A 21,600-nucleotide genomic window follows, 5' to 3' on the forward strand; every position below is an offset into this window, starting at 1 on the left:
CTCCTCCGACCCTCCTTCGAAAGGAACTCCTCCATGTCCCGCTACTGCGTGATCGGCGCCGGCGCCGCCGGCCTCTCGGCCCTCCAGAAGCTCCGCGCCGCCGGCTACGACGTCGACTGCTACGAGAAGACCGACCGCGTCGGCGGTCACTGGAACACCGACTACGACGCCCTGCATCTGATCACCTCCCGCGACATGACGCACTTCGAGGACTTCCCGATGCCGGCCGACTACCCGCACTTCCCCCGCCGCGACCAGGTCCGCGCCTACCTCGAGTCGTACGCCGAAGCCCACGGCCTCGGCGACGTCATCCGCTTCGAGACCCCGGTCGCGTCCGTCCGGCCGATCGAGACGGAGGGGCCGCTCGGTTCCGCGGGCTGGACCGTGACCCTCGAGAACGGCGAGGTGCACTCGTACGACGGGGTCCTGGTCGCGAACGGCCACCTGTGGGATCAGAAGATCCCGGCCGTGCCCGGCGTCTTCACCGGCACCCAGATCCACTCCGGGTCGTACCGCAACACGGGCGACATCTCCGGCGACCGCGTGCTCGTGGTCGGCGCCGGCAACTCCGGCTGCGACCTCGCCGTCGACGCGGCCCAGCACCGCTACGACGTCGACATCGTCATCCGTCAGGGCACCTACTTCCAGCCCAAGAGCTACTTCGGCGTCCCCCGCCAGGAGGTCGCCTGGATGGCGGGCTTCGCGCCCGAGGAGCAGGACCTGATCTCGAGACTGCTCGCCCGCGTCAGCCTGGGGGAGTGGGACGCCTACCCCGGCCTGCCCCAGCCGAAGGCCAAGACCCTCGCCGAGGGCCGGACCGTGGTGAACAGCCTGCTCCTCTACTGGCTCCAGCACGGCAGGGTCCGAGTCGTCCCGGGCATCACCCGCTTCGACGGCAGCACCGTGCACTTCAGCGACGGCACCTCCCGCGAGTACGACACGATCCTCTGGGCGACCGGGTTCCACGCGAGCCTGCCGTTCCTCGACGAGAGCCTCATCGCTCGCCGTGGAGGAACACCGCTGCGCTACGGCGGCGGCGTCGTCCCCGTCGGACTCGAGAAGCTCTACTACATCGGCCTCGCCGCTCCGCGCGGCCCGCAGATCCCGGTGTACGGGGAGCAGACGAAGCTCGCGCTGCGCATGATCGAGCTGCACGAGCAGGCCGGCCCCCGGGGTGCCGGTCTCGAGGAGTACCTGGCGGAGCTCCAGGAGGCAGACGACCGCATCGACATCGTCCGAGCGGTCTGGAACGAGCAGATGGCCGACACCGCCCGGCTGCTCGGAGCGTTCGGCCTGGCGCGGGCCGCGCAGCCCGAAGCCGAGGTGCTGGAGAGCTCGGTCACCTGAGCGGGTAGGACGCGGCGGAGCGGCCGCGCGGCGGGGGGGCGGCGGGCGGCGGGCGGTACCGGCCCCCGCCGTGCCGGGTCTATGACGTGTAATCTTCTTACACAACACTCATGCTCGGAGCGGCCACGAGCCGCCCCGACGACCCAGGAGACGAACCCGTGCAGAACCCCCCGACCTTCCCGAGCACGACGGCCGTCGTCGTCGTCGACATGCAGAACGACACCGTCCACGCGGAGGGAGCGTTCGCCTCGTCGGGCGCCGCCGCGCACGCCGCCTCTCAGGACGTCGTCGCCCACGTCGCCGAGATCCTCGCCGCCGCCCGCACTGCGGGGACCGTCGTGCTCCACAACCGGATCGTGGTGTACCCGGCGGCGGTCGGCGGCGAGAACGCACCGATCTTCCGCATGCTCGGTCCCGAGTCCTTCGCGGTCGGCTCCTGGGGAGCGGCCATCGTCGACGAGCTCGCACCGGTCGGGCAGGAGATCGTCCTCGACCGCATCCGCATGAGCGCGTTCCACGGCACCCCGCTGGACGTGATGCTGCGCAACCTCGGCATCACCCACCTGATCGTCGTGGGGGCGTGGACGAACATGGCTGTCGAGCACACGGTGCGGGACGCCGCGGACCACGGCTACGACGTGACGATCGTCTCGGACGCGACGTCCAGCCTCAGCCCGGAGTGGCAGGACGCGGCCCTGAACTTCGCTCTCACCAACATCGCCACCGTCACCGACACGGCGAGCGTCGTGGCGGCACTGCGCTCCTGACCAGCGCACAAGAGGGGCCGCTCCGGTGGAGGGCCCCTCTTGTACCGGCTCGACTCAGAAGACGACGACCGGCTTGATCACTGCTCCCGTGCGCGAGTCCTCGAACCCGGCGTTGATGTCGTCGAGGGCGTAGTTGCGCATCAGGCGGTCGATCGGGAAGCGGCCCTCACGCCACAGCTCGATCAGCTTCGGGATGAAGACCTGCGGGACCGAACTGCCCTGGACGACCGTCTTGAAGGTCCAACCCTTCACCAGAGACAGGCCGACCTCGAAGCTGACCTCGGTGCCCGGCTTCGCCGCCCCGACGAGCACCAGCGTGCCGCGGTTGCCCAGGGCGTCGGCCGACTTGCGCAGCACCTCGGGGCGCGCCGTCGTGTCGACGACGTAATCCGCCCCCTTGCCGTCGGTCAGGCGGAGGATCTCCTCCGTCAGGTCGTTGTCCTTCGTGTTGATGACATGCGTGGCACCGATCTCCAGCGCGAGATCGAGGCGGGAGGGGACGATGTCGACCGCGATCACCTTCGAGCAGCCGGCGACCCGGCCGGCCATGATGGCGCCGAAGCCGACGGCGCCGGTCCCGGTGACGACCAGCGTGGAGTTCAGCCCGGGCTTCAGCTCGTTGAGGATGGTGCCGGCGCCGGTCTGGATACCGCAGCCCAGAGGCGCGACGATCTCGAGGGGAATGTCGTCGTCGATGCGGACGACGCTCTCCTCTACGACGTTGGCGTAGGTGGCGAACGAGGACTGGCCGAAGAAGTGTGACGAGATCGTCTCGCCGTCCTTGCTGAGCGACGTGCTGCCGTCGGTCCGGCGGCCGCCGAAGTCCGCGGCGAACAGGTTGTCGCAGTAGGCCATCTGCCCGGCCCGGCATCGGTCGCAGTGCCCGCAGTAAGCCGCGGCGAGCAGGACGTGATCGCCGGCCTTCACTGTGGTGACGTCGGCGCCGACCCGTTCCACGACGCCCGCACCCTCGTGACCGAGCACGGCGGGAAGCGGAGTCGGGTAGACCTGGTCGCGGACGATGGCGTCGGTGTGGCAGACGCCGGTGGCGACCATCCGCACCAGCACCTCGCCGGCGTGGAGCTCGTCGAGCTCGAGGGTCTCGATGGTGAGTGGCGCCTGCGGTTCGCGGGCGACGGCTGCTGTGATCTGCATGATGTGCGAGTGCTCCTGGTTCCTGCTCAGAACGGGTACTGCTGGTCGGAGGGCTCGATGGTGATCCACTTCAGATCGGTGAACTCGTTGATGACCGCTCGTCCGTCGAATCGGCCGTAGCCGCTGGCCTTGACCCCGCCGTAGGGGGCCTGTGCCTCGTTCTGCACGGTGGCGCCGTTGACGTGGACGTGGCCTGCCTGGATGCGCATCGCCACCTGGAGAGCGCGACTGCTGTCGGCGCCGAACACGGCCGCCGCGAGTCCGTACTCGGTGTCGTTGGCGACCTGCACGGCCTCCTCCAGGCCGGAGACCCGGACGACGGTCGTGATCGGCCCGAAGGTCTCCTGGTCGTAGATCGCCATGTGCGGGCGCACGCGGTCGAGGATCGTCGCCGGCATGCTGGCGCCGTCGGCCTGGCCGCCGACGACGAGCTCGGCGCCCTTCTCGACGGCGTCGTCGATCAGGCCGTTGATGCGCGTGCCGGACTCGGCGCGCACCATCGGGCCGACGACGCAGGCGGGGTCCGTCGCGGGATCTCCGGCGGTGAGGGTCGCGGCGCGGGCGGCGAACTTCTTCACGAACTCGTCGGCGACGGACTCGTCGACCACGAAGCGCTCGGTGGACATGCAGATCTGCCCTTGGAAGAGGAAGGATCCGAAGACGGCGGCGTTGACGGCGCCGTCGATGTCGGCGTCGTCGAGGACGACGAAGGGCGCCTTGCCCCCGAGCTCCAGCAGCGCGGGCTTGAGGTGCTTCGCGGACTTCTCGGCGATGATGCGGCCGACGGCGGTCGAGCCGGTGAAGTTGACGCGGCGGACGGCCGGGTGGGCGATGATCGCTTCGACGACGCGGTCGGAGTCCTCGGGGGTGCTGGTGAGGAAGTTGAGGACGCCGGCGGGGAGGCCCGCCTCGTGCATGACCTCGGCGATGATCTGGTGCGTCCGCGGGCTGGTCTCGGAGGCGCGGAACACGACGGTGTTGCCACAGACGATGGGGTAGGCGATGGCCCGGGCGGCGAGGACGCCTGCTCCGTTCCACGGCGCCATGCTGAGCACCACGCCGGCGGCCTGGCGGACGGTCATGGAGAGGGTTCCGGGCTTGTCCGTGGGCAGCGTCTCGCCCTGGATCTGAGTGGCGAGAGCCGCGGCCTCGCGGAACAGCTGCGCGGTGAGGAACGCGTTGAAGCCCGCCCAGAGCTGGGCGGCGCCGACCTCGGACGTCATGGTCTCGATGAACTCGGGCGTGCGGCGCTCGATGATCTCCGCGGCCTTCAGCATGACGCCCCGGCGCTCGCTCGGGCCTGTGGTGGACCAGGAGTCGAAGGCCTTCGCGGCGGATTCGACGGCGTCGATTGCGTCGTCGACGCTCGCTGCTGCACCCTCGGTGACCAGGTCTCCCGAGATCGGGTTGCGACGCTCGAAGGTACGTCCCTCTCGTGCGTCGCGGCCCTCGTTGTCGATGATCAATTGGCTGTGCATCGGATCTCCCGTCGTCATTGACTCAGAAACCTGTCGCTGCAGTGCGACTCGGCGGTGTAACGCTAACACGCAGCCTTGCGTTTGTCTGTTACACGTTTCGTGCGAGAGCGGGTGCGTCCTGGAAGGCGATGGTGTCGATGTCGATCACGGCTGCCACGTACTCCATCGCCGCAGGGGCGAGCGCGTCGTGCAGTTCGAGGAACAGCTCGTGCGCCTGCGCGCCGAACCATCCGGCGGGGCGGAGAGCCGTGGGAAGCGACGGGTCGCGGAAGGGGAAGTGGCGGTAGGTGGACACCAGTTCCGTGCGAACCACGAGGGCTTCGGCGCCTTCCAGGGTCGCGGTCTCGCTCCGGAGGGCGGAGTGCTCGGCGACGAAGACCGAGTAGTCGGCGTTGAGCGTCTCCAGGTCCCAGCATCGGTGCGCCAGGCGCCCGTCCTCGACCGGATCGTCGGTGCGCGCGACCATGAGGTCGATGCTCGCGGCGGGGAACTCGGCCTGGAGCGCCGGCACGGCCCTGCGGAGATCGCGCGGCGACAGCCAGGTGGAGGGGGAGAGGGCGCCGAAGCCCATCCAGCTCAGTCGTTTGCGCAGTTGATCGCGGGTCGAGCGGTCCGACTCCGGGGACTGCACGATCACCTGCGTCCACCACCCGTCCCAGGTCGACTCGTAGGGGGCGAAGATCCTCTCGCGGCCCTGGTCGAGGACGTCGAGCATCTCGTCGCTGAGCCGGTAGATGGTCTCCCGTCCCGTCCTCCGGGTCGTGAACCACCCCTCCTGCCGCAGTCTCGAGAGAGTGACGCGGGCGGTGGCCGGTTCCACTCCGAGGACTCCGAGAAGAGCGACGAGGTCTCCTGCGCGGACCTCGCAGCCGACGTAGCGCAGGTAGTCGCCGAACAGGTCGAGGATGAGGGACCGGGGCTTCCTCGGCTGCATCATGCTGATCCGCGCCTCCTGTCGAGTTGTCATGGTAGACGACTCATCGCACCGCCTCGGAACGGGCTGCGATGTCCTCGCGGAGCGCCTTCTTGTCGATCTTCCCCACCTTGGTCAGCGGGAGGGAGTCGCGGATCTCGAGCCGTTCCGGCAGCTTGTAGGCGGCCATCCCCTGCTCGGTCATGAACTCGCGCACTCGTTCGAGAGTCAGGTCCGCCCCGTCGTGCAGCGTGGCGTAGAGGCAGAGCCGTTCGCCGAGGATCGGGTCGGGCATGCTGACCGCCGCGACCAGTTCGACGACGAGCATGCGGTAGACGACGTTCTCGACGTCCTCGGCCGAGATCTTCTCGCCACCGCGGTTGATGAGGTCTTTGTCGCGGCCGTGCACGACGAGGTTGCCGTCCGCGCGTCGGGAGACGATGTCCCCGGAGCCGTACCAGCCGTCGACGAAAGCGGTCGCGTTGTGCGCCGGGGCGCGGAAGTAGCCGCGGGGCGTGTAGGGGCCGCGGGTCAGGATGAGCCCGGGGATCCCGTCGGGGAGGTCGCGGCCGTCGGGGTCGACGATGCGGATCTCGTCGAACTCGGACACGGGTCGTCCCTGGGTGGAGACGATCACGTCGAGCGGATCGTCGAGCCTGGTCATGTTGATGAGCCCCTCGGCCATGCCGAAGACCTGCTGGAGAGTGGCTCCGAGCTCGGGAGCGACGCGTGCTGCGAACTCGTCGGGCATTCTCGAGCCGCCGACCTGCAGCACGCGGAGCGTCGCCAGGTCGTCGCCGCCGACCTCGTTGCGGTGGTCGATCCAGCGCTGAGCGACGGCGGGGACGGCCGAGGCGATGGTGACGCCCTCCTCGCGGATGGTCGCGAACCCCCGGACCGGCTCCGGGCTCGGCAGCATGACCGCTCTGCCGCCGACGAACAGCGTTCCGAGCACTCCGGGGCAGGCCAGCGGGAAGTTGTGGCTCGCGGGAAGGGTGCCCAGGTAGACGGAGTCCTCCTCGAGCTCGGAGACGCTGATGCAGGAGCGGATGTTGCAGGCGTAGTCGTTGTGCGTCCTCGTGATCAGCTTTGGCAGGCCGGTCGTGCCGCCGGAGAGGAGGAAGCAGGCCGGAGCATCCGGGTGGGGTGCTCGATCGTTCAGGCGGGCTCGTGCTCCGGGTGCCGCGCCAGGAGCGAGGAGAGCGAGCAGGTCGATCGAGGATCCTCCTGCTTCGCCCGCGACGAGGACGTGCCGGACCGCGGGTGCGCTGCCGGCGATCTCGTGCGCCAGAGCCTCGTGGTCGAAGCCCTTGATCTCGTCGGCGACGACGATCGCCGCGGAGTCCGAGTGGGAGGCGAGGTAGGAGAGCTCGTGCCGGCGGTGCGCCGGCAGCGCCATGACGGGTGCGATCCCCGCGCGGAAGCAGGCGAGGGTCAGCACGACGAAGGGCCAGTCGTTGGGCAGCTGCACGAGGATCCGCTCTCCGGGCATCAGCCCGAGATCGAGCAGCCGCTCCGCGGCGGCGTCCATCCGATCGACCAGCTCCGCGTAGGTCATCCGGAGTCCGCCGCTGACGAGAGCGACCTTGTCCGGTCGCAGGTCGGCGGAGGCGAGGACGTACTCGCCGAGCGGTCTGTCCTCCCAGCATCCTGTTGCGCGGTACCGGGCCGCGACGTCGTCGGGCCAGGGCACCGTGCCGTCCGGGGTCTCGTGGTCGGTTGTCATCGTGTGGACCTCACTTCGTCGTGAGCGGCAGGGGAGAGGGGGCGGACCACCGCGTCGAGCGCGACGAGTCCAGCAGAGGTGAGGCGGAGCGGGTTGATCTCGATCTCGTCCACGTGTCCCGCGGCGATGATGCCGCCGAGGGCGACGAGGAGGCGTCCGAGTCCGGCGGAGTCGATGCTCGGGCCGCCGCGATGCCCGCGGAGCAGAGCGGCTCCGGCCAGGTCGTCGAGCATCGCCTCGGCGGTGCTCGCGCTGAGTGGAGCCGAGCGGATCGTCACGTCGGCCAGCACCTCCGCGGTGGTGCCGCCGAGGCCGAGGACGACGGTAGGGCCGAAGGCCGGGTCGTTGCGCGCGCCGACGATGAGCTCGACGCCCGGCCCCGCCATCTCTTCCACGAGGTACGAGCGGGCGCCGGCCTTCTCGACCTGATCGAGAGCCGCGTCGAGCTGCTCCTGTGTGCGGATGCCGAGGACGACACCACCGATCTCGGTCTTGTGGAGCACTTCGGCGTCGACGAGCTTGACCGCGAGCGGTCCGCTCAGGGTGTCCAGAGCGGAGCGCGCCTCCTGGCGAGTCGCGAAGTGGCGACGCGGCGGGGTGTGGACACCGAGATCGTCGAGGAGCTGCTTGCCGCGGACCTCGTCCCACGGGCCTTTCCAGGAGATCGGTGGCACCGCGGGGGCGGGTTCGACGTCGTCGTCCGAGACGGCGCGGAGTCGAGCGTCCTCGGTTAGGGCCGCCAGCCCTTCCGCGAGGCGGGTCGGACCGCGGAGCACGGTCACCCCGAGAGCTCGGGCGGCTCGCCGAGCCTCGCGGACGGAGGCGCCCGGGCCGTCGATCCCGACGACGACGGGGACGTCCGACGGCAGTCCCGCCTCCGAGACGCTCGTGGCGAGATCGACGACGGGCTCGGTGATCGCGTAGACGCCGAGGACGTCGATGGCCGGATCGGACGCCGTCGCCTCGAGGATCGCGCCGAATCCCGGGCCGGGTCGACCGGTGTCGACGGGATTCGCCTGGAACGTCAGCGGCGGGAGGAGTCCGGCGATCACGGAGCGGGTGGCGTGGTTAAGTGGGGGGAGGAGGTCGTCCGTCCGCCCGAGGGCGTCGGCGATCAGCAGACCCGGACCCGCCTGAGCGGTGACCAGACCGATTCCCGGTCGTCGCGAGGGAGCGGCGCGGCCTGCAGCGAGGGCGGACGCCGCTGCCACCGCCTGTTCCTCGCTGTCGACGAGGACTGCGCCGGCCTGCCGCAGCAGCGCTCGCGTCGTCCGCCACGACGTCGCCAGTGCGCCGGTGTGCGACTGCGCGAACTCCGAGACGTCGGACTGTCCGATGACGAGCGCGACGACCGGTTTCTCTCGGGCCAGGGCGTCGACCGCGTCGAGAAGCGCTCGCCCGTCGGGGACGGTCTCGAGGTGCAGGACGACCGCCGTGGTCGGCTCATGGGTGCGCAGGTAGCGGAGCACGTCCACGGCGGTGATGTCCTGTCCTGCGCCGAGGCCGACGCCGAGGCTCACCCCGGCGCCGTCGTCCTCGAGCTGGAAGGAGAGGACGTGGTTGATCCCGCCGCTGGCGGCGACGACGGCGACCCGGCCCGTGCCCAGCTCGCGCGCGCCGGGGACGAAGCTGGCCACGAGCCGATCGGCGGGAACGAAGAAGCCGGAGGTGTTGGGGCCGAGCACGCGGATACCGGTGTCGCGGATCGCCGCGTCGACGGCAGCGGCGGCGGCGAGTCCGGCGTCGCCGATCTCGGCGAAGCCGCCGGCGCAGACGAGTGCGGCGCCGACGCCGGCCGCAGCGCTGTCGCGGAGAGCCTGGGCAGTGTGCTGCGCGGGGATGCACAGGACGGCGAGGTCGATCGGCGCGTGCTCCGCCGCCGCCGCGATGGTCGGGTCCATGCCGGGTCCGGGTCGCGGGTTCACGAGGCGGACCGGGCCGGTGAACGAGTCGAGCGACGCGGCCATCGCGTGCCCGAGCTTCTCCGGGCTCGAGGAGGCCCCGATGATCGCGACGCCGCGCGGCTCGAACAGAGCGGTGAGATCACGCATCGACGCGGGTCCGCTCCCGGGTGGCCACGGCATCCGCGCGACCGGCGAGCAGGAGCGTTGCGGCCGCGGCGTCGTCGATCGTCTCGTCGACGACGACGGCGATCCTCCTCCGGAGCATCCGCACCCGTTCAGCGAGCAGCGTGCGGGTCAGCGCGGTACCGCCCGTGACGACGACGACGGGCGCTTCGCCGAGCAGTCCCTCGGCGGTGTCGAGGCCGAGCTCGTCCTCGGGGGCCTCGACGACGACGACCGATTCCGAGGGGATGGTCGTGGTCCCGTCGGTCAGCGTCACGCCACTCGCGTCTTCTGAGAGGTGCAGGCGGCGTCCCGACAGCGACCAGCCGTCGCCGGTCAGGGTGCTGGAGAGGGGAGCGCTGCCGTGCCGCTCCAGCCAGGCCCGGTCCACAGCCGCGGCGAGGCCGGGGTCGCGTCGTCGAACTCGCTCGATGTCGATGCTGCGCGAGAAGAAGTGGAAGGCGAAGTCGAGCGGCTCGAGCGCGTCGTAGTACTGGGCGAAGCGCTCCCACCAGCTCAGGCTCGGGCCTGCGGCGTTCTGGATCTTCGCGACCTCGGGCTGGCGTTCCTGCTCGTACCGGGTGAAGGCGCCCTCGAGATCGTCGAAGGAGTGGGCCAGCTGCTCGGCGAGGACGATCGCGTCCTCCATCGCCATCTTCGTGCCCGAGCCGACCGAGAAGTGGGCCGTGTGCACGGCGTCGCCCAGGAGCACCACGTTGCCGGAGTGCCAGACGGGGGTCCGCCGCGTGCGGAAGTTCGCCCATCTCGAGTTGTTGGCGACGAGCTCCCCTCCACCGAGGTCCTCGGCGAAGAGCTTCGTGAGGTACGCCTTCGCGACCTCGTCCGACTCGCCGGGCGGAGTGCGCGGGTCGAAGCGGTCCAAGCTCGCGCGGCGCCAAGTCTCCTCGCTCGTCTCGACGATGAACGTGCTCAGCTCTCCGGAGATGGGGTAGGCGTGCGCGGCGAAGTTGCCGTTCTCGTCCTGTCGGTGCAGGAAGGTGAGCCCGTCGAAGAGGTGCGTCGTGCCGAACCAGATGAACTTGGCCGAGGCGGTCTCGACCGTGGATCCGAGGCGGGGCTCGAGCGCGTCGCGCACCCGGGAGTTGGTGCCGTCGGCGCCGACGACGACCGTGTACTCGTCGAGGTCAGAGAGGGAGACGTCCGTCCCGAAGCGCAGGTCGACGCCGGCCTCGGACGCCGACTGCTGCAGCAGGCGCAGGAGGATCCGCCGGTGGACCGCCGCCATGCCGTTCCCGGCGAAGGTGTGGGTCTCGCCCTTCGCCGTCACGCCGAGGGAGTCCCAGTGCACGCCGTCGCGCTCCAGTGCCTCGTGGAGAACGGGGTCGGCCGCATCGATGCGGGCGAGCGTCCGGTCGGAGAAGACGACCCCGAAGCCGAAGGCGTCAGTGGCCCGGTTGCGCTCGAACAGGACGACCTCGATGTCCGGCCTCGCGCGCTTGAGGAGCGTGCTCAGGAAGAGCCCTCCCGGCCCTCCACCGACGATCGCGACTCGAATCGACATTGATCCCTCGTTCCGTTCCCGCCGCACGACTCTGCGCGGCGTCCTGTGCTGCCGATTATGCAACAAGTATTTGCATCCCGCCACAAAACTGTTACATATAGAACGTCGTCGCGCGCGAGCGCCGATGGATCCGAGGAGGACTGCGATGGAGCAGATGGACGGTACCGCCGACACCCCGGAGCTGCAGCAGCTCTACCGGGACTTCGAGGCGAACAACATGGCGCCGCTGTGGACGCAGCGCGACGATCTCATGCCGATGACCCCGGCGCCGGCGGCGATCCCCTTCGTCTGGCGGTGGGATGCGCTGTACGACATCGCCAAGCGCTCGGGAGATCTCGTTCCTGTCGGGCGAGGTGGGGAACGGCGCGCGATCGGCCTCGCGAATCCCGGTCTTCCGGGGACGGCCTACGCCACGCCGACCCTCTGGTGCGCGATCCAGTGGCTCGGCGGGCACGAGACCGCTCCTGAGCACCGCCATGCGCAGAACGCGTTCCGCTTCGTCGTCGAGGGCGAGGGCGTGTGGACCGTCGTCAACGGGGATCCGGTCCGGATGAGCCGAGGCGATCTCCTGCTCACGCCCGGCTGGAACTTCCACGGCCATCACAACGACACCGCGGAACCGATGGCCTGGATCGACGGCCTCGACATCCCGTTCTCCAGCTACACCGACGTCGGCTTCTTCGAGTTCGGTGCGGAGCGGGTCACCGACGAGGCGTCACCGCAGTTCTCCCGGTCCGAGCGCCTCTGGGCCTATCCCGGGCTGAGACCCCTCTCGGTGCTCGAGGAGAAGGTCAGCTCCCCCCTCTCGGCCTATCGATGGGAGTACACCGACCGCGCGCTCACCGAGCAGCTGCTCCTCGAGGACGAGGGGTACCCGGCGACGGTCGAGCAGGGCCACGCCGCGATCCGCTTCATGAACCCGACCACGGGGGGCGACGTGATGTCGACCATCCGATGCGAGTTCCACCGACTCCGAGCCGGAGCATCGACCGCCATCCGACACGAGGTCGGCTCCGCGGTCTGGCAGGTCTTCGAAGGGTCCGGCACCGTCGTGCTCGGCGACCAGGAGCACCGCCTCACGACAGGGGACCTCTTCACGGTGCCGAGCTGGGTCCCGTGGTCGCTCCACGCCGACAGCCAGTTCGACCTCTTCCGCTTCACCGACGGACCACTGATCGAACGACTGGGCTTCGGACGCACGTTCATCCCGGGGAAGGACCGAGCATGAGACTCGCCACACTGAGGACCAGTGAGGGGACGAGCGCCGCGCTCGTCGACGCCGGATCGGCCACCCTGATTGAGGGTTTCGCGGACGTCGGCCGGCTGCTGCAGGATCCGGACTGGCGTGCGCTCGCGCAGGCCGCGTCCGGCGACCGGCTCGATCTCCTCGAGCTCGCGCCCGAGCAGTGGGCCGCGGTCGTGCCCGCACCGTCGAAGATCGTCTGCGTCGGTCTCAACTACCGCAACCACATCCTCGAGATGGGCCGCGAGCTCCCCGAGCACCCGACGCTCTTCGCCAAATACCCCGAGGCCCTGGTCGGACCCTACGATCCGATCGTGGTCCCCGGGTACGCAGCCGGAGCGCTGGACTGGGAGGGCGAACTCGCCGTCGTGATCGGCGCGCCGGCCCGACGGCTGGAACCCGAGCAGGCCGAGTCCGTCATCGCCGGCTACTCGGTGATCAACGACGTGACGATGCGCGACTTCCAGTACCGCACGCCCGAGTGGTTCCAGGGGAAGACGTTCGAGAAGTCCAGCCCGTTCGGACCGGTGCTCGTCACCAGTGACGAGTACGAGCTGGGGACGACTCTGGTCACCACGGTGGACGGCGAAGTGGTCCAGAAGACCTCGACCGACGACCTCGTATTCGGGCCGGCACAGCTCGTGTCGTACATCTCCAAGATCGTCACCCTCAACCCGGGCGACGTGATCGCCAGCGGCACTCCTGGCGGTGTGGGCCACGCACGGAAGCCTCCGCGCTACCTCACGGCAGGATCGGAGCTCGGGACGTCGATCGGCGGTATCGGCGAGCTCCGCAACACGGTGGTGGTGGAGTAGTCGTGCCCGCTCGACACGACAAGGTCACCGACAGCCGCGTTGCGGCCGGCCTGCTTCTCGCGCGCCGCGGGCAGGCCTTCTTCTCGCGCGCACTGAACGAGCTCGACGACGACGCGCTCGAGGCTCCGAGCCTGCTCCCGGGGTGGTCGCGTCGGCACGTCGTCGCGCACGTCGGCCTCAACGCCCGCGCGCTGACCCGTCTGACGGAGTGGGCGGCGACAGGGATCGAGACACCTATGTACGCCTCGCCGGATCAGCGGGTGCTCGAGATCGAGTTCGCCGCCACCCTCCCCGCCCAAGCCCTGCGCAACCTTTCCGACCACGCGGCGGTCCATCTCACCGTCGAGTGGCGAGATCTCGAGGACGCCGCCTGGGCCTCGATCGTCCGCACCGGGCAGGGGCGCAGTGTCCCCGCCTCCGAGACGGTGTGGCTGCGCACCCGGGAGGTGTGGATCCATGCGGTCGATCTCGCATCGGGGTACTCCTTCCTCGACTTCCCCGCTGACCTCGTCGACCGGCTTCTCGAGGACATCACCGCATCATGGGACCGTCGCCGAGCATCCGAAGGTCTCCCGTCGATCCGCTTGGAGGCCACCGATCGCGACAGCACCATCGGGGGAGACGCCGATGTCGTGCTGCGCGGTCCAGCCGCCCGGCTCGCGCAGTGGGCGTCCGGCCGAGGGGCGCAGGACCTCGTCGACGTCACCGGAGCGGCCGTGCCGGCGCCGCCGAGGTGGCTCTGAGCCCGCCGCTGCTGAGGGCCCCGCGGAGCAGTCCGTGGAGCCGTCGTCCCGTACTCGGAGAGGAAGTGGTGACGTCGTGCGCGTTCTGATGATGGGTCCGCCCGGCGTGGGGAAGGGTACTCAGGCGTCCAGGCTCTCCGCGGTGCTGGGCGTCCCGGCGATCTCGACCGGCGAGCTCTTCCGCGAGCACGTCGCTGTCGGATCGGAGATCGGTCGGCGGATGAGCGCGACGATCGCTGCCGGCGCCTTCGTACCGGACGAGGTCACGAACGAGATGGTCGCCGAGCGACTGGCACGTGCTGACGCCGCCGACGGCTTCGTGCTCGACGGGTTCCCGAGGACGCTCGCCCAGGCGCACGAGCTCGATCGCCTGCTTCGGGGAAGCGACGCCACCCTCAACCGAGTGGTGGTCCTGTCCGCTGCGCCCACGGTCGTCGTCGAGCGGCTGCTGCGTCGCGCGGAGATCGAGGACCGAGCGGACGACACCGAGCCGGTGATCCGGCGGCGTCTCGAGGAGTACGAGGCCCGGACGGCTCCCGTTCTGGACGTCTACCGCCGGCGAGGATGCCTGGTCGAGATCGATGCCGTCGGTGCCCCGGAGAGTGTGGCCAGGAGGATCTTGCTGGCCCTTCCTCGCTGACCGTCAATCTCCGAAAACCTAGTGCTGATCGGTGATGTGTTACCGTCACGGCCCACGATCCGCTCGACCTTCGATGCGTGGAGCGGCAGCGCCGGGCGGATCGACTTCGAGCAGCACGAAGGAGTAGCTGTGAGCACACTGTCACCGTCCATCACCGGGATCAGAGGGCGCGTCCTGCGCCGAGGCCAGGAGGGGTACGAGCATCTCCGCCGAGGCGCGGTCTGGCACTCCGGCGTCCCGGAGCGGTACCCCGCGATCATCGTCTTCGCGAGCAGCGCCGACGACGTGGCCGCCGCCGTCGAACTGGCCCGCAAGGAGGGCCTGAGCGTCGCGATCCGCTCGGGAGGGCACAGCTGGTCCGGCTCGCATCTGCGCGATGACTCGCTCCTCATCGACCTGTCGAACCTGCGCGACGTGCGCATCAACGCCGAGGAGAGGACGGCCGTCGTGCAGCCGGGACTGCGAGGCTCGGAGCTGCTCGGCATGCTGCGGGAGCAGGGCCTGTTCTTCCCCGTCGGGCACAACTACGGCGTCGGCATCGGCGGCTACCTCCTGCAGGGCGGCTTCGGCTGGGCGGGGCGCGAGTACGGGCCCGCCTGCGGCTCGGTGATCGGGATCGATGTCGTCACCGCCGACGGTCGGCTCGTGCACGCGAGCGAGACCGAGAACGCCGAGCTGCTCTGGGCGGCGCGCGGATCGGGGCCGGGCTTCTTCGCGGCCGTCACGGCGTTCCACCTCCGGCTGCACCCGCACCGTCCGGTGACGATGCGGAGCAGCTACATCCTCCCGGGTGCCCTCGCCGAGGACGCCTGCCGATTCCTGCACGAGGTGGGCGCCGGCACCCGGACAGAGATGGGCCTTCTGATCCAGAGGCACGAGATCGCCGGCTTCGAGCCGGTGGTCGTACTGGGGGCGATCGCCTACGCGGAGACGGAAAAGGAGGCGCGCGAGCAGCTCGCCTTCATGGAGTCCTGCCCGCTCCGCGATCAGGCGCTCGTCGCCGAGCTGTGCGCCCCGACGGTCCACGGGGAGCAGGAGCTCGACGAGAGCACGTCCGTGCTCAACGAGGACCGTCGATGGATCGCCGACAACATCGCCACCAGCGCGGACTTCGAGCTGCTGCGACCCGGTCTGTCGGAGGTGGTGGCGACGCTGCCCGCGGCGCCGTCGTACCTGCTCGTCTTCAACTGGGACGGGCACCCTGCCGCGGCAGCGCGGCCGCCCATGGCGTTCTCACTCGAGGGCGAGTTCTGCTACGCGCTCTACACCGCCTGGGACTCGCCCGCGGGGGACGACGAGCACCGCGAGTGGACGACGGAGCGGATGCGCGCCTGGGCGCCGCACGCCTGGGGAACGATGCTCGCGGACGAGAATCTCGTGAACCGGCCCAGCCGCTTCGTCTCGGACGATGCCCTGGACCGCCTCGACGAACTCCGGCGGATCTGGGATCCGGAAGGCGCGTTCGTGTCCTGGCTGGGGCGGCCGGAGCCCCGCTCGAGGTGACCGACCCCGAGGAGGGTGCAGGGCCGGACGGCCGGCCGTGCACCCTCCTCCCTCAGAAGACGATGACGGGCTTGACCGTCGCCCCGCTCTTCGAGTCGGCGAAGCCCTGGTTGATCTCGGCGAGGGAGTACTCCTCGACCATCTTCTCGAAGGGGAATCGGCCCTCCTGCCACAGCTGGATCATGCGCGGGATGAAGTCCTGCGGTACGGAGCTGCCCTGGACGACGGTCTTGAAGGTCCACCCACGAACGAGGGAGGCGCCGATCTCGAAGGTGACCTCCGTCCCCGGACGGGCGGCTCCGACGAGGGCGATCGTTCCCCGCACCGCGATCGCGTCGGCCGCGTGCCGGAGCAGCTCGGGACGCCCGGTGGTGTCGACGACGTAGTCGATCCCGACTCCACCGGTGATCTCCGCCAAGCGCTCGGCGACGTTCTCCGAGGCGCTGTTGATGATGTGCGTCGCACCGAGCTCCTGTGCGAGCTCGAGTCGGCTGTCGTGGACGTCGATTGCGACGACGACGGCGCAGTCGGCCACTCGCGCGGCCATGATCGCGGCGTTCCCGACGGCGCCGACGCCGAAGACCGCGAGAGAGGAGCCGATCTCGGGCTGGAGTTCGTTCAGCACGGTGCCGGCTCCGGTGTTGAACCCGCAGCCGAGGGGTCCGAGGTGCTCGAGCGGCACGTTCTCATCGACCTTGACGACCGACTCCTCGACGACGTTCGCGTAGGTCGCGAACGACGACTGGCCGAAGAAGTGGGACGAGACCGCTTCGCCGTTCTCGCCGGTCAGCGAGGTGGAGCCGTCCAGGCGGCGGCCGCCGAAGTCGGCGGCGAACAGATTCTCGCAGTACGCCATCTCGCCGCGTCGGCATCGGCGGCAGTGCCCGCAGTAGGCGGCCGCGAGGACGACGTGGTCGCCGGGGACGACGGAGGTCACCGAGTCACCGATCGCCTCCACGACGCCAGATCCTTCGTGGCCGAGAACAGCGGGCAGCGGTGTCGGGTAGATCCCGTCCCGCACGAGCGAGTCGGTGTGGCAGATCCCTGTCGCGACGAGGCGCACGCGGACCTCGTTGTGACGGAGGTCGTCGAGCTCAAGGATCTCGACGGACAGAGGCTCTCCTGTCGCTCGTGCGACGGCAGCGGTGATCTTCATGATCGTCCTTCAGTCAGTGGGCTGGCCCGCGACATACCGTCGCGAGCGGAGGAACCGCCCGTCGCGGAACGCGACGGCGCGGGCATGGAGGAGGAGCAGTCGGGGCACGATCTGGTAGACGGTGAGCGGCACCACGACCCCGGTGAGGACGAGGGCCCGCAGCACCGGCGGCCAGTCGTCGGCGACGAAGCCCAGGAGCGTCATCCCGATGGCGACGAGGGGGAAGATCGCCAGCCAGGTCACCAGCGCCCGGACGTGCACACTCGAGACTCCCGCGCGCCGGTGGTGTGAATCGATCTCATCGGCCGCCAGTGCTTTGCCGTCATGCTCCACAGGTGATCTCCAAACGTTCTGTTGGAAATAACCTAGTGGCGTTCGGTTCATCCCCGAAACAGCCCCACTTACAGTGGGGCCATGGCCTGGGACACGCGACGCACGCGGTCCGTGCTCCTCGAGGCGGCCGTCGAGGAGTTCAGCCGTCACGGATTCGCGGGGGCCAGAGTCGCGCGGATCTCCGAGCGAGCGGGCATCAACCGCGAGCGGCTCTACTCGTACTTCGGCAACAAGGAGCAGCTGTTCGAGGCCGTCCTGGAGAGCAAGCTCGCCGCCGTTCTCGACAGCATCCCGGTCCGCGGAGAGGGGCCGGCCGCGGTCGGCGAGTTCGCCGGACGGTACTTCGATGCCTGCTCCGAGGATCCGGCTCTCGCGCGCCTCGTGATGTGGGAGGGGCTCGAGTTCGGCGGTCCCGTCGCGCGGACGGAGCGGTCCGTCCGCGCTGCGCGCAAGGCCGCCGAGCTGAACCGAGCGGTCCCGGGACTTCCGGAGCGGGAGGGACGGGAGTTGCTGCTCATGATCGTGACGCTCTGCCACGGATGGCAGGCGGCACCGAACGTCGCCTCGATCATCGTGAGCGGCGACGCGGCGGATCGACGCGCCTGGATCGTCCGCGCGGTGTCGGCTCTCGCCTCCCCCTCATTGTGAGGGTGACGATCTTCATTACATGACACACGATTTGGTGCTACCTTCATGCCATGGCATCGATCTCTGACGACTTCAAGGCGCTCGTGCGCTTCGAGACCCAGGTGTGGAACGAGGTCGAGCGGCGTCTCCGACTCGTCGAGGGCGCGGTCTCGCTCGGTCGCCACCGCATCCTCGAGCTGGCCGCCTCCGAGGGATCGACGCGCGTCCAGGACATCTCCGATGAGCTGCTCATCACGGTCGGAGCCGCCAGTCGGCTGACCGACCGGCTCGAGTCCGACGGACTCGTCGCACGGGCGCCGCATCCGACCGATCGCCGAGGGTCATTGGTCGTGATCACGGAGAGCGGCCGCGCCGCGCTGCAGGTGACGGCACCGGCGATCGACTCCGCGCTCGAGAGCGTCCTCGGGGTGGGCGGGGTCGCCGCCCTCGCCGCCGTCGCCGGACTCCTGGCGACCACCGCTGCGACCGCGGAGGCGACGCGATGAGCGCCACGATGCGCGCCGTCGTGCTCGAGCGGTTCGGCGGGCCCGAGGTGCTTCAGGTGCGAGAGGTGCCGATCCCCGTCGCCGTCGCGGGTCAGGTGCTGATCCGCGTCGAGGCGTTCGGCCTGAACCGCTCCGAGCTGCACTTCCGCCGCGGCATGGGCTCGTTCGGCTCGCTCCCGCGCGTCCCGGGGATCGAGGCGGCCGGCACCGTGGTCGACGCTCCCGGAGGCGAGTTCGCTCCGGGGCAGCAGGTCGCCGCGCTCATGGGCGGGATGGGGCGCACCATCGACGGCGGCTACGCCGAGTACACCCTCGCCCCCGCGAGCAGCGTCATCCCCTTCACCAGCACTCTCGACTGGGCGACGCTCGGCGCGATCCCGGAGATGCTGCAGACCGCCCACGGCTCCCTCACCACCGGCATCGATGCACGGCCCGGCGACACGATCCTGATCCGTGGTGGAACCTCCTCGATCGGACTGGCCCTCGCGGTCCTGGCCAAGCAGCGCGGCATGACCGTCTACTCGACCACCCGCTCCGCCGCGAAGACCGCCGTGCTCGAGAGCGTCGGGGTGGACCGCGTCTTCCTCGACACCGGTGAGATCGCCGACGCCGTGCGGGCCGCGTCCCCCGGCGGCGTCGACGGCGCCGTGGAGCTCGTCGGCACGAACACCCTCCGCGACACCCTGCGGGCGACCCGCGTGCACGGAACCGTCTCCTTCACCGGGATGCTCTCGGACGTCTGGACCGTGCCGGACTGGTACCCGATGGACTTCATCCCCAACGGCGTCCGGCTCACCGCCTACTCCGGCGAGGCGAGCGATCTGCCGGCGTCGGCACTGCAGGAGTTCGTCGACGCGCTGCAGACGGGCTCGGCGTCCGTGCCGATCGGCGCGGTCTACTCCCTCGAGGACATCGCGGACGCCCACCGCGACATGGAGTCGGGCGCCGTCACCGGGAAGCTCGTCGTCACCACCCGCTGACTCGCACCCTCGACCCGCACTGCAGACACCGACAACAGAGGACCCATCATGCTCAGACCTGCCCGTCTCATCACCCTCGCCGCCGCAACAGCCTCACTGCTCGCTCTGAGCGGCTGCACCTCCAGCGCCGACCCCCTCGCCGATCCCGACGCGGACACCTCGGCGGGCGACACGCTCGTCATCGGATCGCAGGACTACTACTCGAACGAGATCATCGCCGAGATCTACGCCCAGGCACTCGAAGCCGCCGACTACACCGTCGACCGCCAGTTCCGCATCGGGCAGCGCGAGGTCTACGTCGCCGAGATCGAGGACGGCACGATCGACCTCTTCCCCGAGTACACCGGCCCCCTCCTCACCTACTGGGACCCCGAAACCACAGCCCGTCTCGAGGACGAGGTGTACCCGGCCCTCGAAGCCGCGACCCCCGAAGGACTGCGCGTGCTCGACGCCTCCGCCGCGACCGACCAGGACACCTACGTCGTCACGAAAGCCTTCTCGGACGAGTACGGCATCACCTCCGTCGCCGACCTCGCCTCGGCCCCTGCACCGATCACCCTCGGCGGACCCGCCGAAGGCCAGATCCGGCCCATCGGCCCTACCGGGCTCCGCGACACCTACGGCGTCGAGGTCGAGTACACCGTCATCGAAGACGGAGGCGGACCCGTCACCGTCCAAGCGCTCCAGGACGGGGTGATCGACCTCGCCGTCCTCTACACCGCGTCGCCGATCGTCGCCGACGACTCGCTCGTGCAGCTGGAGGACCCCGCCGGTCTCCTGCTCTCCTCCCACGTCGTCCCCGTCGCGAGCGACGCGGTCGATGAGGACGCCGCGGCGGTCATCGACGCCATCAGCGCCGCGCTCACCCCCGAGGGGCTCCTCGCCCTGAACTCCCGCAGCGTCGACGAGCAGGCGTCGGCCGCGACCATCGCCGGCGACTGGCTCGCCGAGAACCCCGTCGGCTGATCCGATCGGGCGAGACGCAGTCCTGGCAGGCTCCCCCTCCTCATGCGTTCCAGGTGATGCACGTCATCGCTCAGACGCGGCGGGCGGAAAGACGTTCGCCCGAGACCACACCCATGCCTGAGGAGTGCCGATGATCAGAGAATCGCGGGAGCGCACCCCCGCAGTGACGACCTCTGTCGGCGTCGCCGCTCGTGATGCGATCCCCCTCGTCGGAGCAGGTCTGCTTCCGAGTGGGACGCGCATCAGCATCGGTCATCTCGGCGATGAGACCACGGCTGAACGGCTGGCGGCTGTCCATGCAGTCCTCGATGCCGACCTCATCCCGGTCCCTCACCTCGCCGCACGGCGCTTCCCTTCCCGTGCAGCCCTGGACCTGTTCCTGCGGGACCTCGAGCGGGCGGGTGCCGGCGAAGACGTCTTCGTCATCGGCGGGGATCCGATGCGTCCCGCCGGCCCGTACACCGATGCGATGTCCCTGCTCACGTCGCCGGAGTTCCGGAGTCATGGGGTCCGGTCCGTCGGCATCGGAGGTCATCCTGAAGGGCATCCTCGTATCGGGGACACAGTCCTCTGGAGAGCGCTCGAGGAGAAGACCGAGTGGCTCGGCTCGATCGGGTTGCGGTGCACCGTCATCACGCAGCTCAGCACCGACCCGGCCGCGGTGCTCGCCTGGATCGCCGATGCTCGGAGGCGGGGCATCCGTCTCCCCTTCAGCGTCGGCCTGCCCGGCCCCCTGCCGGACGATGCGCTGGTGGACTACCCCCAGCGCGACCATGACCCCGAGCGGTCGAGCGCGCCTCTCGCGACCCCCGCCCTCGAGAGGGTCGCTCCGCCGGCCGACTTCGTCGAGCGGCTCCTTGCGCGTCTCGATCCGGCCCAGCACGGCGTCGTCGAGCTGCACGTCTTCGGTCTGGGAGACCCTGTCGACACGGCTCGAGCCCTCCGCACCACGTGGTCTCAGCGGTCGGCGGAGCGAACTCGTGCGGTCGATGACGCCGAGCGCAGAACTGCGCTCGGAGCCGGCCGACGCGATGGACCCGGGGATCACACCAGGCGGGAAAAGCGTCCTGATCTCGATCGCCGGATGTCTGCACGTGCGTGAAGACCGGGCGGT

At 69.8% G+C, this 21,600-nt stretch carries 20 protein-coding genes; 12 read left to right on the forward strand and 8 right to left on the reverse strand.

Annotated features, from left to right (window positions below):
• Positions 1-33 precede the first annotated feature (33 nt).
• Both MT355_RS19560 and MT355_RS19565 read left to right on the forward strand, forming a co-directional pair.
• Positions 34-1,347, forward strand: coding sequence for an NAD(P)/FAD-dependent oxidoreductase (locus MT355_RS19560; protein ID WP_243600807.1), 1,314 nt, complete (start codon positions 34-36; stop codon positions 1,345-1,347).
• A gap of 158 nt (positions 1,348-1,505) precedes the next feature.
• Complete coding sequence (locus MT355_RS19565; RefSeq protein WP_207901865.1) at positions 1,506-2,114, forward strand: cysteine hydrolase family protein; 609 nt, start codon at positions 1,506-1,508, stop codon at positions 2,112-2,114.
• A 54-nt stretch (positions 2,115-2,168) separates the two neighbouring features.
• Here MT355_RS19565 and MT355_RS19570 read toward each other — a convergent pair whose 3' ends face one another.
• The 6 genes from MT355_RS19570 to MT355_RS19595 all read right to left on the reverse strand — a co-directional run bounded on the left by MT355_RS19570 (position 2,169) and on the right by MT355_RS19595 (position 10,974).
• Positions 2,169-3,269, reverse strand: coding sequence for an NAD(P)-dependent alcohol dehydrogenase (locus MT355_RS19570; protein ID WP_243600808.1), 1,101 nt, complete (start codon positions 3,267-3,269; stop codon positions 2,169-2,171).
• A 26-nt stretch (positions 3,270-3,295) separates the two neighbouring features.
• Complete coding sequence (locus MT355_RS19575) at positions 3,296-4,765, reverse strand: aldehyde dehydrogenase (protein WP_243600809.1); 1,470 nt, start codon at positions 4,763-4,765, stop codon at positions 3,296-3,298.
• Positions 4,766-4,835: 70 nt separating this feature from the next.
• Complete coding sequence (locus MT355_RS19580; RefSeq protein WP_243592711.1) at positions 4,836-5,714, reverse strand: PaaX family transcriptional regulator C-terminal domain-containing protein; 879 nt, start codon at positions 5,712-5,714, stop codon at positions 4,836-4,838.
• 10 nt (positions 5,715-5,724) lie between these two features.
• Complete coding sequence (locus tag MT355_RS19585; RefSeq protein WP_243600810.1) at positions 5,725-7,386, reverse strand: (2,3-dihydroxybenzoyl)adenylate synthase; 1,662 nt, start codon at positions 7,384-7,386, stop codon at positions 5,725-5,727.
• The gene (locus tag MT355_RS19590) at positions 7,383-9,437 is read right to left on the reverse strand and encodes an acetate--CoA ligase family protein (RefSeq protein WP_243600811.1); all 2,055 of its coding nucleotides are present in this window, start codon (positions 9,435-9,437) and stop codon (positions 7,383-7,385) included. The genes MT355_RS19585 and MT355_RS19590 overlap by 4 nt, the downstream gene beginning before the upstream one ends.
• Positions 9,430-10,974: an FAD-dependent monooxygenase gene (locus MT355_RS19595; RefSeq protein ID WP_243600812.1), complete on the reverse strand. Its 1,545-nt coding sequence runs from the start codon at positions 10,972-10,974 to the stop codon at positions 9,430-9,432. Before MT355_RS19595 ends, MT355_RS19590 begins: the two co-directional genes overlap by 8 nt.
• 145 nt (positions 10,975-11,119) lie before the next feature.
• Between MT355_RS19595 and MT355_RS19600 the strand changes: the two genes are divergently transcribed.
• The 5 genes from MT355_RS19600 (at position 11,120) to MT355_RS19620 (ending at position 15,918) form a co-directional block, all read left to right on the forward strand.
• Positions 11,120-12,202, forward strand: a complete 1,083-nt coding sequence (locus MT355_RS19600) for a cupin domain-containing protein (RefSeq protein ID WP_243592715.1) — start codon at positions 11,120-11,122, stop codon at positions 12,200-12,202.
• On the forward strand, positions 12,199-13,032 hold the full coding sequence (locus MT355_RS19605; protein WP_243600813.1) for a fumarylacetoacetate hydrolase family protein: 834 nt from the start codon (positions 12,199-12,201) through the stop codon (positions 13,030-13,032). The genes MT355_RS19600 and MT355_RS19605 overlap by 4 nt, the downstream gene beginning before the upstream one ends.
• 2 nt (positions 13,033-13,034) lie before the next feature.
• Positions 13,035-13,775, forward strand: coding sequence for a maleylpyruvate isomerase family mycothiol-dependent enzyme (locus tag MT355_RS19610; RefSeq protein ID WP_243600814.1), 741 nt, complete (start codon positions 13,035-13,037; stop codon positions 13,773-13,775).
• A 34-nt stretch (positions 13,776-13,809) separates the two neighbouring features.
• A complete protein-coding gene (locus MT355_RS19615) occupies positions 13,810-14,415 on the forward strand; it encodes an adenylate kinase (protein WP_243600815.1) in 606 nt (201 codons plus the stop codon).
• 129 nt (positions 14,416-14,544) lie between these two features.
• Positions 14,545-15,918, forward strand: a complete 1,374-nt coding sequence (locus tag MT355_RS19620) for an FAD-binding oxidoreductase (RefSeq protein ID WP_243600816.1) — start codon at positions 14,545-14,547, stop codon at positions 15,916-15,918.
• 52 nt (positions 15,919-15,970) lie between these two features.
• Here MT355_RS19620 and MT355_RS19625 read toward each other — a convergent pair whose 3' ends face one another.
• The gene (locus MT355_RS19625) at positions 15,971-17,074 is read right to left on the reverse strand and encodes an NAD(P)-dependent alcohol dehydrogenase (RefSeq protein WP_243600817.1); all 1,104 of its coding nucleotides are present in this window, start codon (positions 17,072-17,074) and stop codon (positions 15,971-15,973) included.
• Positions 17,075-17,083: 9 nt separating this feature from the next.
• Positions 17,084-17,407, reverse strand: a complete 324-nt coding sequence (locus MT355_RS19630) for a hypothetical protein (RefSeq protein ID WP_243600818.1) — start codon at positions 17,405-17,407, stop codon at positions 17,084-17,086.
• Positions 17,408-17,488: 81 nt separating this feature from the next.
• Here MT355_RS19630 and MT355_RS19635 point away from each other — a divergent pair, with 81 nt between their 5' ends.
• From MT355_RS19635 to MT355_RS19655, 5 genes are all read left to right on the forward strand, one after another.
• Positions 17,489-18,055, forward strand: coding sequence for a TetR/AcrR family transcriptional regulator (locus tag MT355_RS19635; protein ID WP_243600819.1), 567 nt, complete (start codon positions 17,489-17,491; stop codon positions 18,053-18,055).
• 50 nt (positions 18,056-18,105) lie between these two features.
• Positions 18,106-18,540 (forward strand): MarR family winged helix-turn-helix transcriptional regulator, encoded by a 435-nt coding sequence (locus tag MT355_RS19640; RefSeq protein WP_243600820.1) that lies wholly within the window; start codon positions 18,106-18,108, stop codon positions 18,538-18,540.
• The gene (locus MT355_RS19645; RefSeq protein WP_243600821.1) at positions 18,537-19,520 is read left to right on the forward strand and encodes a zinc-binding dehydrogenase; all 984 of its coding nucleotides are present in this window, start codon (positions 18,537-18,539) and stop codon (positions 19,518-19,520) included. Before MT355_RS19640 ends, MT355_RS19645 begins: the two co-directional genes overlap by 4 nt.
• Positions 19,521-19,568: 48 nt before the next feature.
• Complete coding sequence (locus MT355_RS19650; protein WP_243600822.1) at positions 19,569-20,486, forward strand: ABC transporter substrate-binding protein; 918 nt, start codon at positions 19,569-19,571, stop codon at positions 20,484-20,486.
• Positions 20,487-20,616: 130 nt separating this feature from the next.
• Positions 20,617-21,588, forward strand: coding sequence for a methylenetetrahydrofolate reductase (locus MT355_RS19655; RefSeq protein WP_243600823.1), 972 nt, complete (start codon positions 20,617-20,619; stop codon positions 21,586-21,588).
• Positions 21,589-21,600 lie beyond the last annotated feature (12 nt).

The organism is Rathayibacter sp. VKM Ac-2929 (genome assembly GCF_022815495.1).
GTDB lineage: Bacteria > Actinomycetota > Actinomycetes > Actinomycetales > Microbacteriaceae > Rathayibacter > Rathayibacter festucae.

Bases quoted from the DNA above. Each gene is read 5' to 3' on its own strand.
- MT355_RS19585 (WP_243600810.1), bottom strand. From the start codon at position 7,386: ATGACAACCGACCACGAGACCCCGGACGGCACGGTGCCCTGGCCCGAC.
- MT355_RS19640 (WP_243600820.1), top strand. From the start codon at position 18,106: ATGGCATCGATCTCTGACGACTTCAAGGCGCTCGTGCGCTTCGAGACC.
- MT355_RS19625 (WP_243600817.1), bottom strand. From the start codon at position 17,074: ATGAAGATCACCGCTGCCGTCGCACGAGCGACAGGAGAGCCTCTGTCC.
- MT355_RS19650 (WP_243600822.1), top strand. From the start codon at position 19,569: ATGCTCAGACCTGCCCGTCTCATCACCCTCGCCGCCGCAACAGCCTCA.
- MT355_RS19645 (WP_243600821.1), top strand. From the start codon at position 18,537: ATGAGCGCCACGATGCGCGCCGTCGTGCTCGAGCGGTTCGGCGGGCCC.
- MT355_RS19600 (WP_243592715.1), top strand. From the start codon at position 11,120: ATGGAGCAGATGGACGGTACCGCCGACACCCCGGAGCTGCAGCAGCTC.
- MT355_RS19575 (WP_243600809.1), bottom strand. From the start codon at position 4,765: ATGACGACGGGAGATCCGATGCACAGCCAATTGATCATCGACAACGAG.
- MT355_RS19595 (WP_243600812.1), bottom strand. From the start codon at position 10,974: ATGTCGATTCGAGTCGCGATCGTCGGTGGAGGGCCGGGAGGGCTCTTC.
- MT355_RS19635 (WP_243600819.1), top strand. From the start codon at position 17,489: ATGGCCTGGGACACGCGACGCACGCGGTCCGTGCTCCTCGAGGCGGCC.
- MT355_RS19590 (WP_243600811.1), bottom strand. From the start codon at position 9,437: ATGCGTGATCTCACCGCTCTGTTCGAGCCGCGCGGCGTCGCGATCATC.
- MT355_RS19605 (WP_243600813.1), top strand. From the start codon at position 12,199: ATGAGACTCGCCACACTGAGGACCAGTGAGGGGACGAGCGCCGCGCTC.
- MT355_RS19655 (WP_243600823.1), top strand. From the start codon at position 20,617: ATGATCAGAGAATCGCGGGAGCGCACCCCCGCAGTGACGACCTCTGTC.
- MT355_RS19580 (WP_243592711.1), bottom strand. From the start codon at position 5,714: ATGACAACTCGACAGGAGGCGCGGATCAGCATGATGCAGCCGAGGAAG.
- MT355_RS19560 (WP_243600807.1), top strand. From the start codon at position 34: ATGTCCCGCTACTGCGTGATCGGCGCCGGCGCCGCCGGCCTCTCGGCC.
- MT355_RS19570 (WP_243600808.1), bottom strand. From the start codon at position 3,269: ATGCAGATCACAGCAGCCGTCGCCCGCGAACCGCAGGCGCCACTCACC.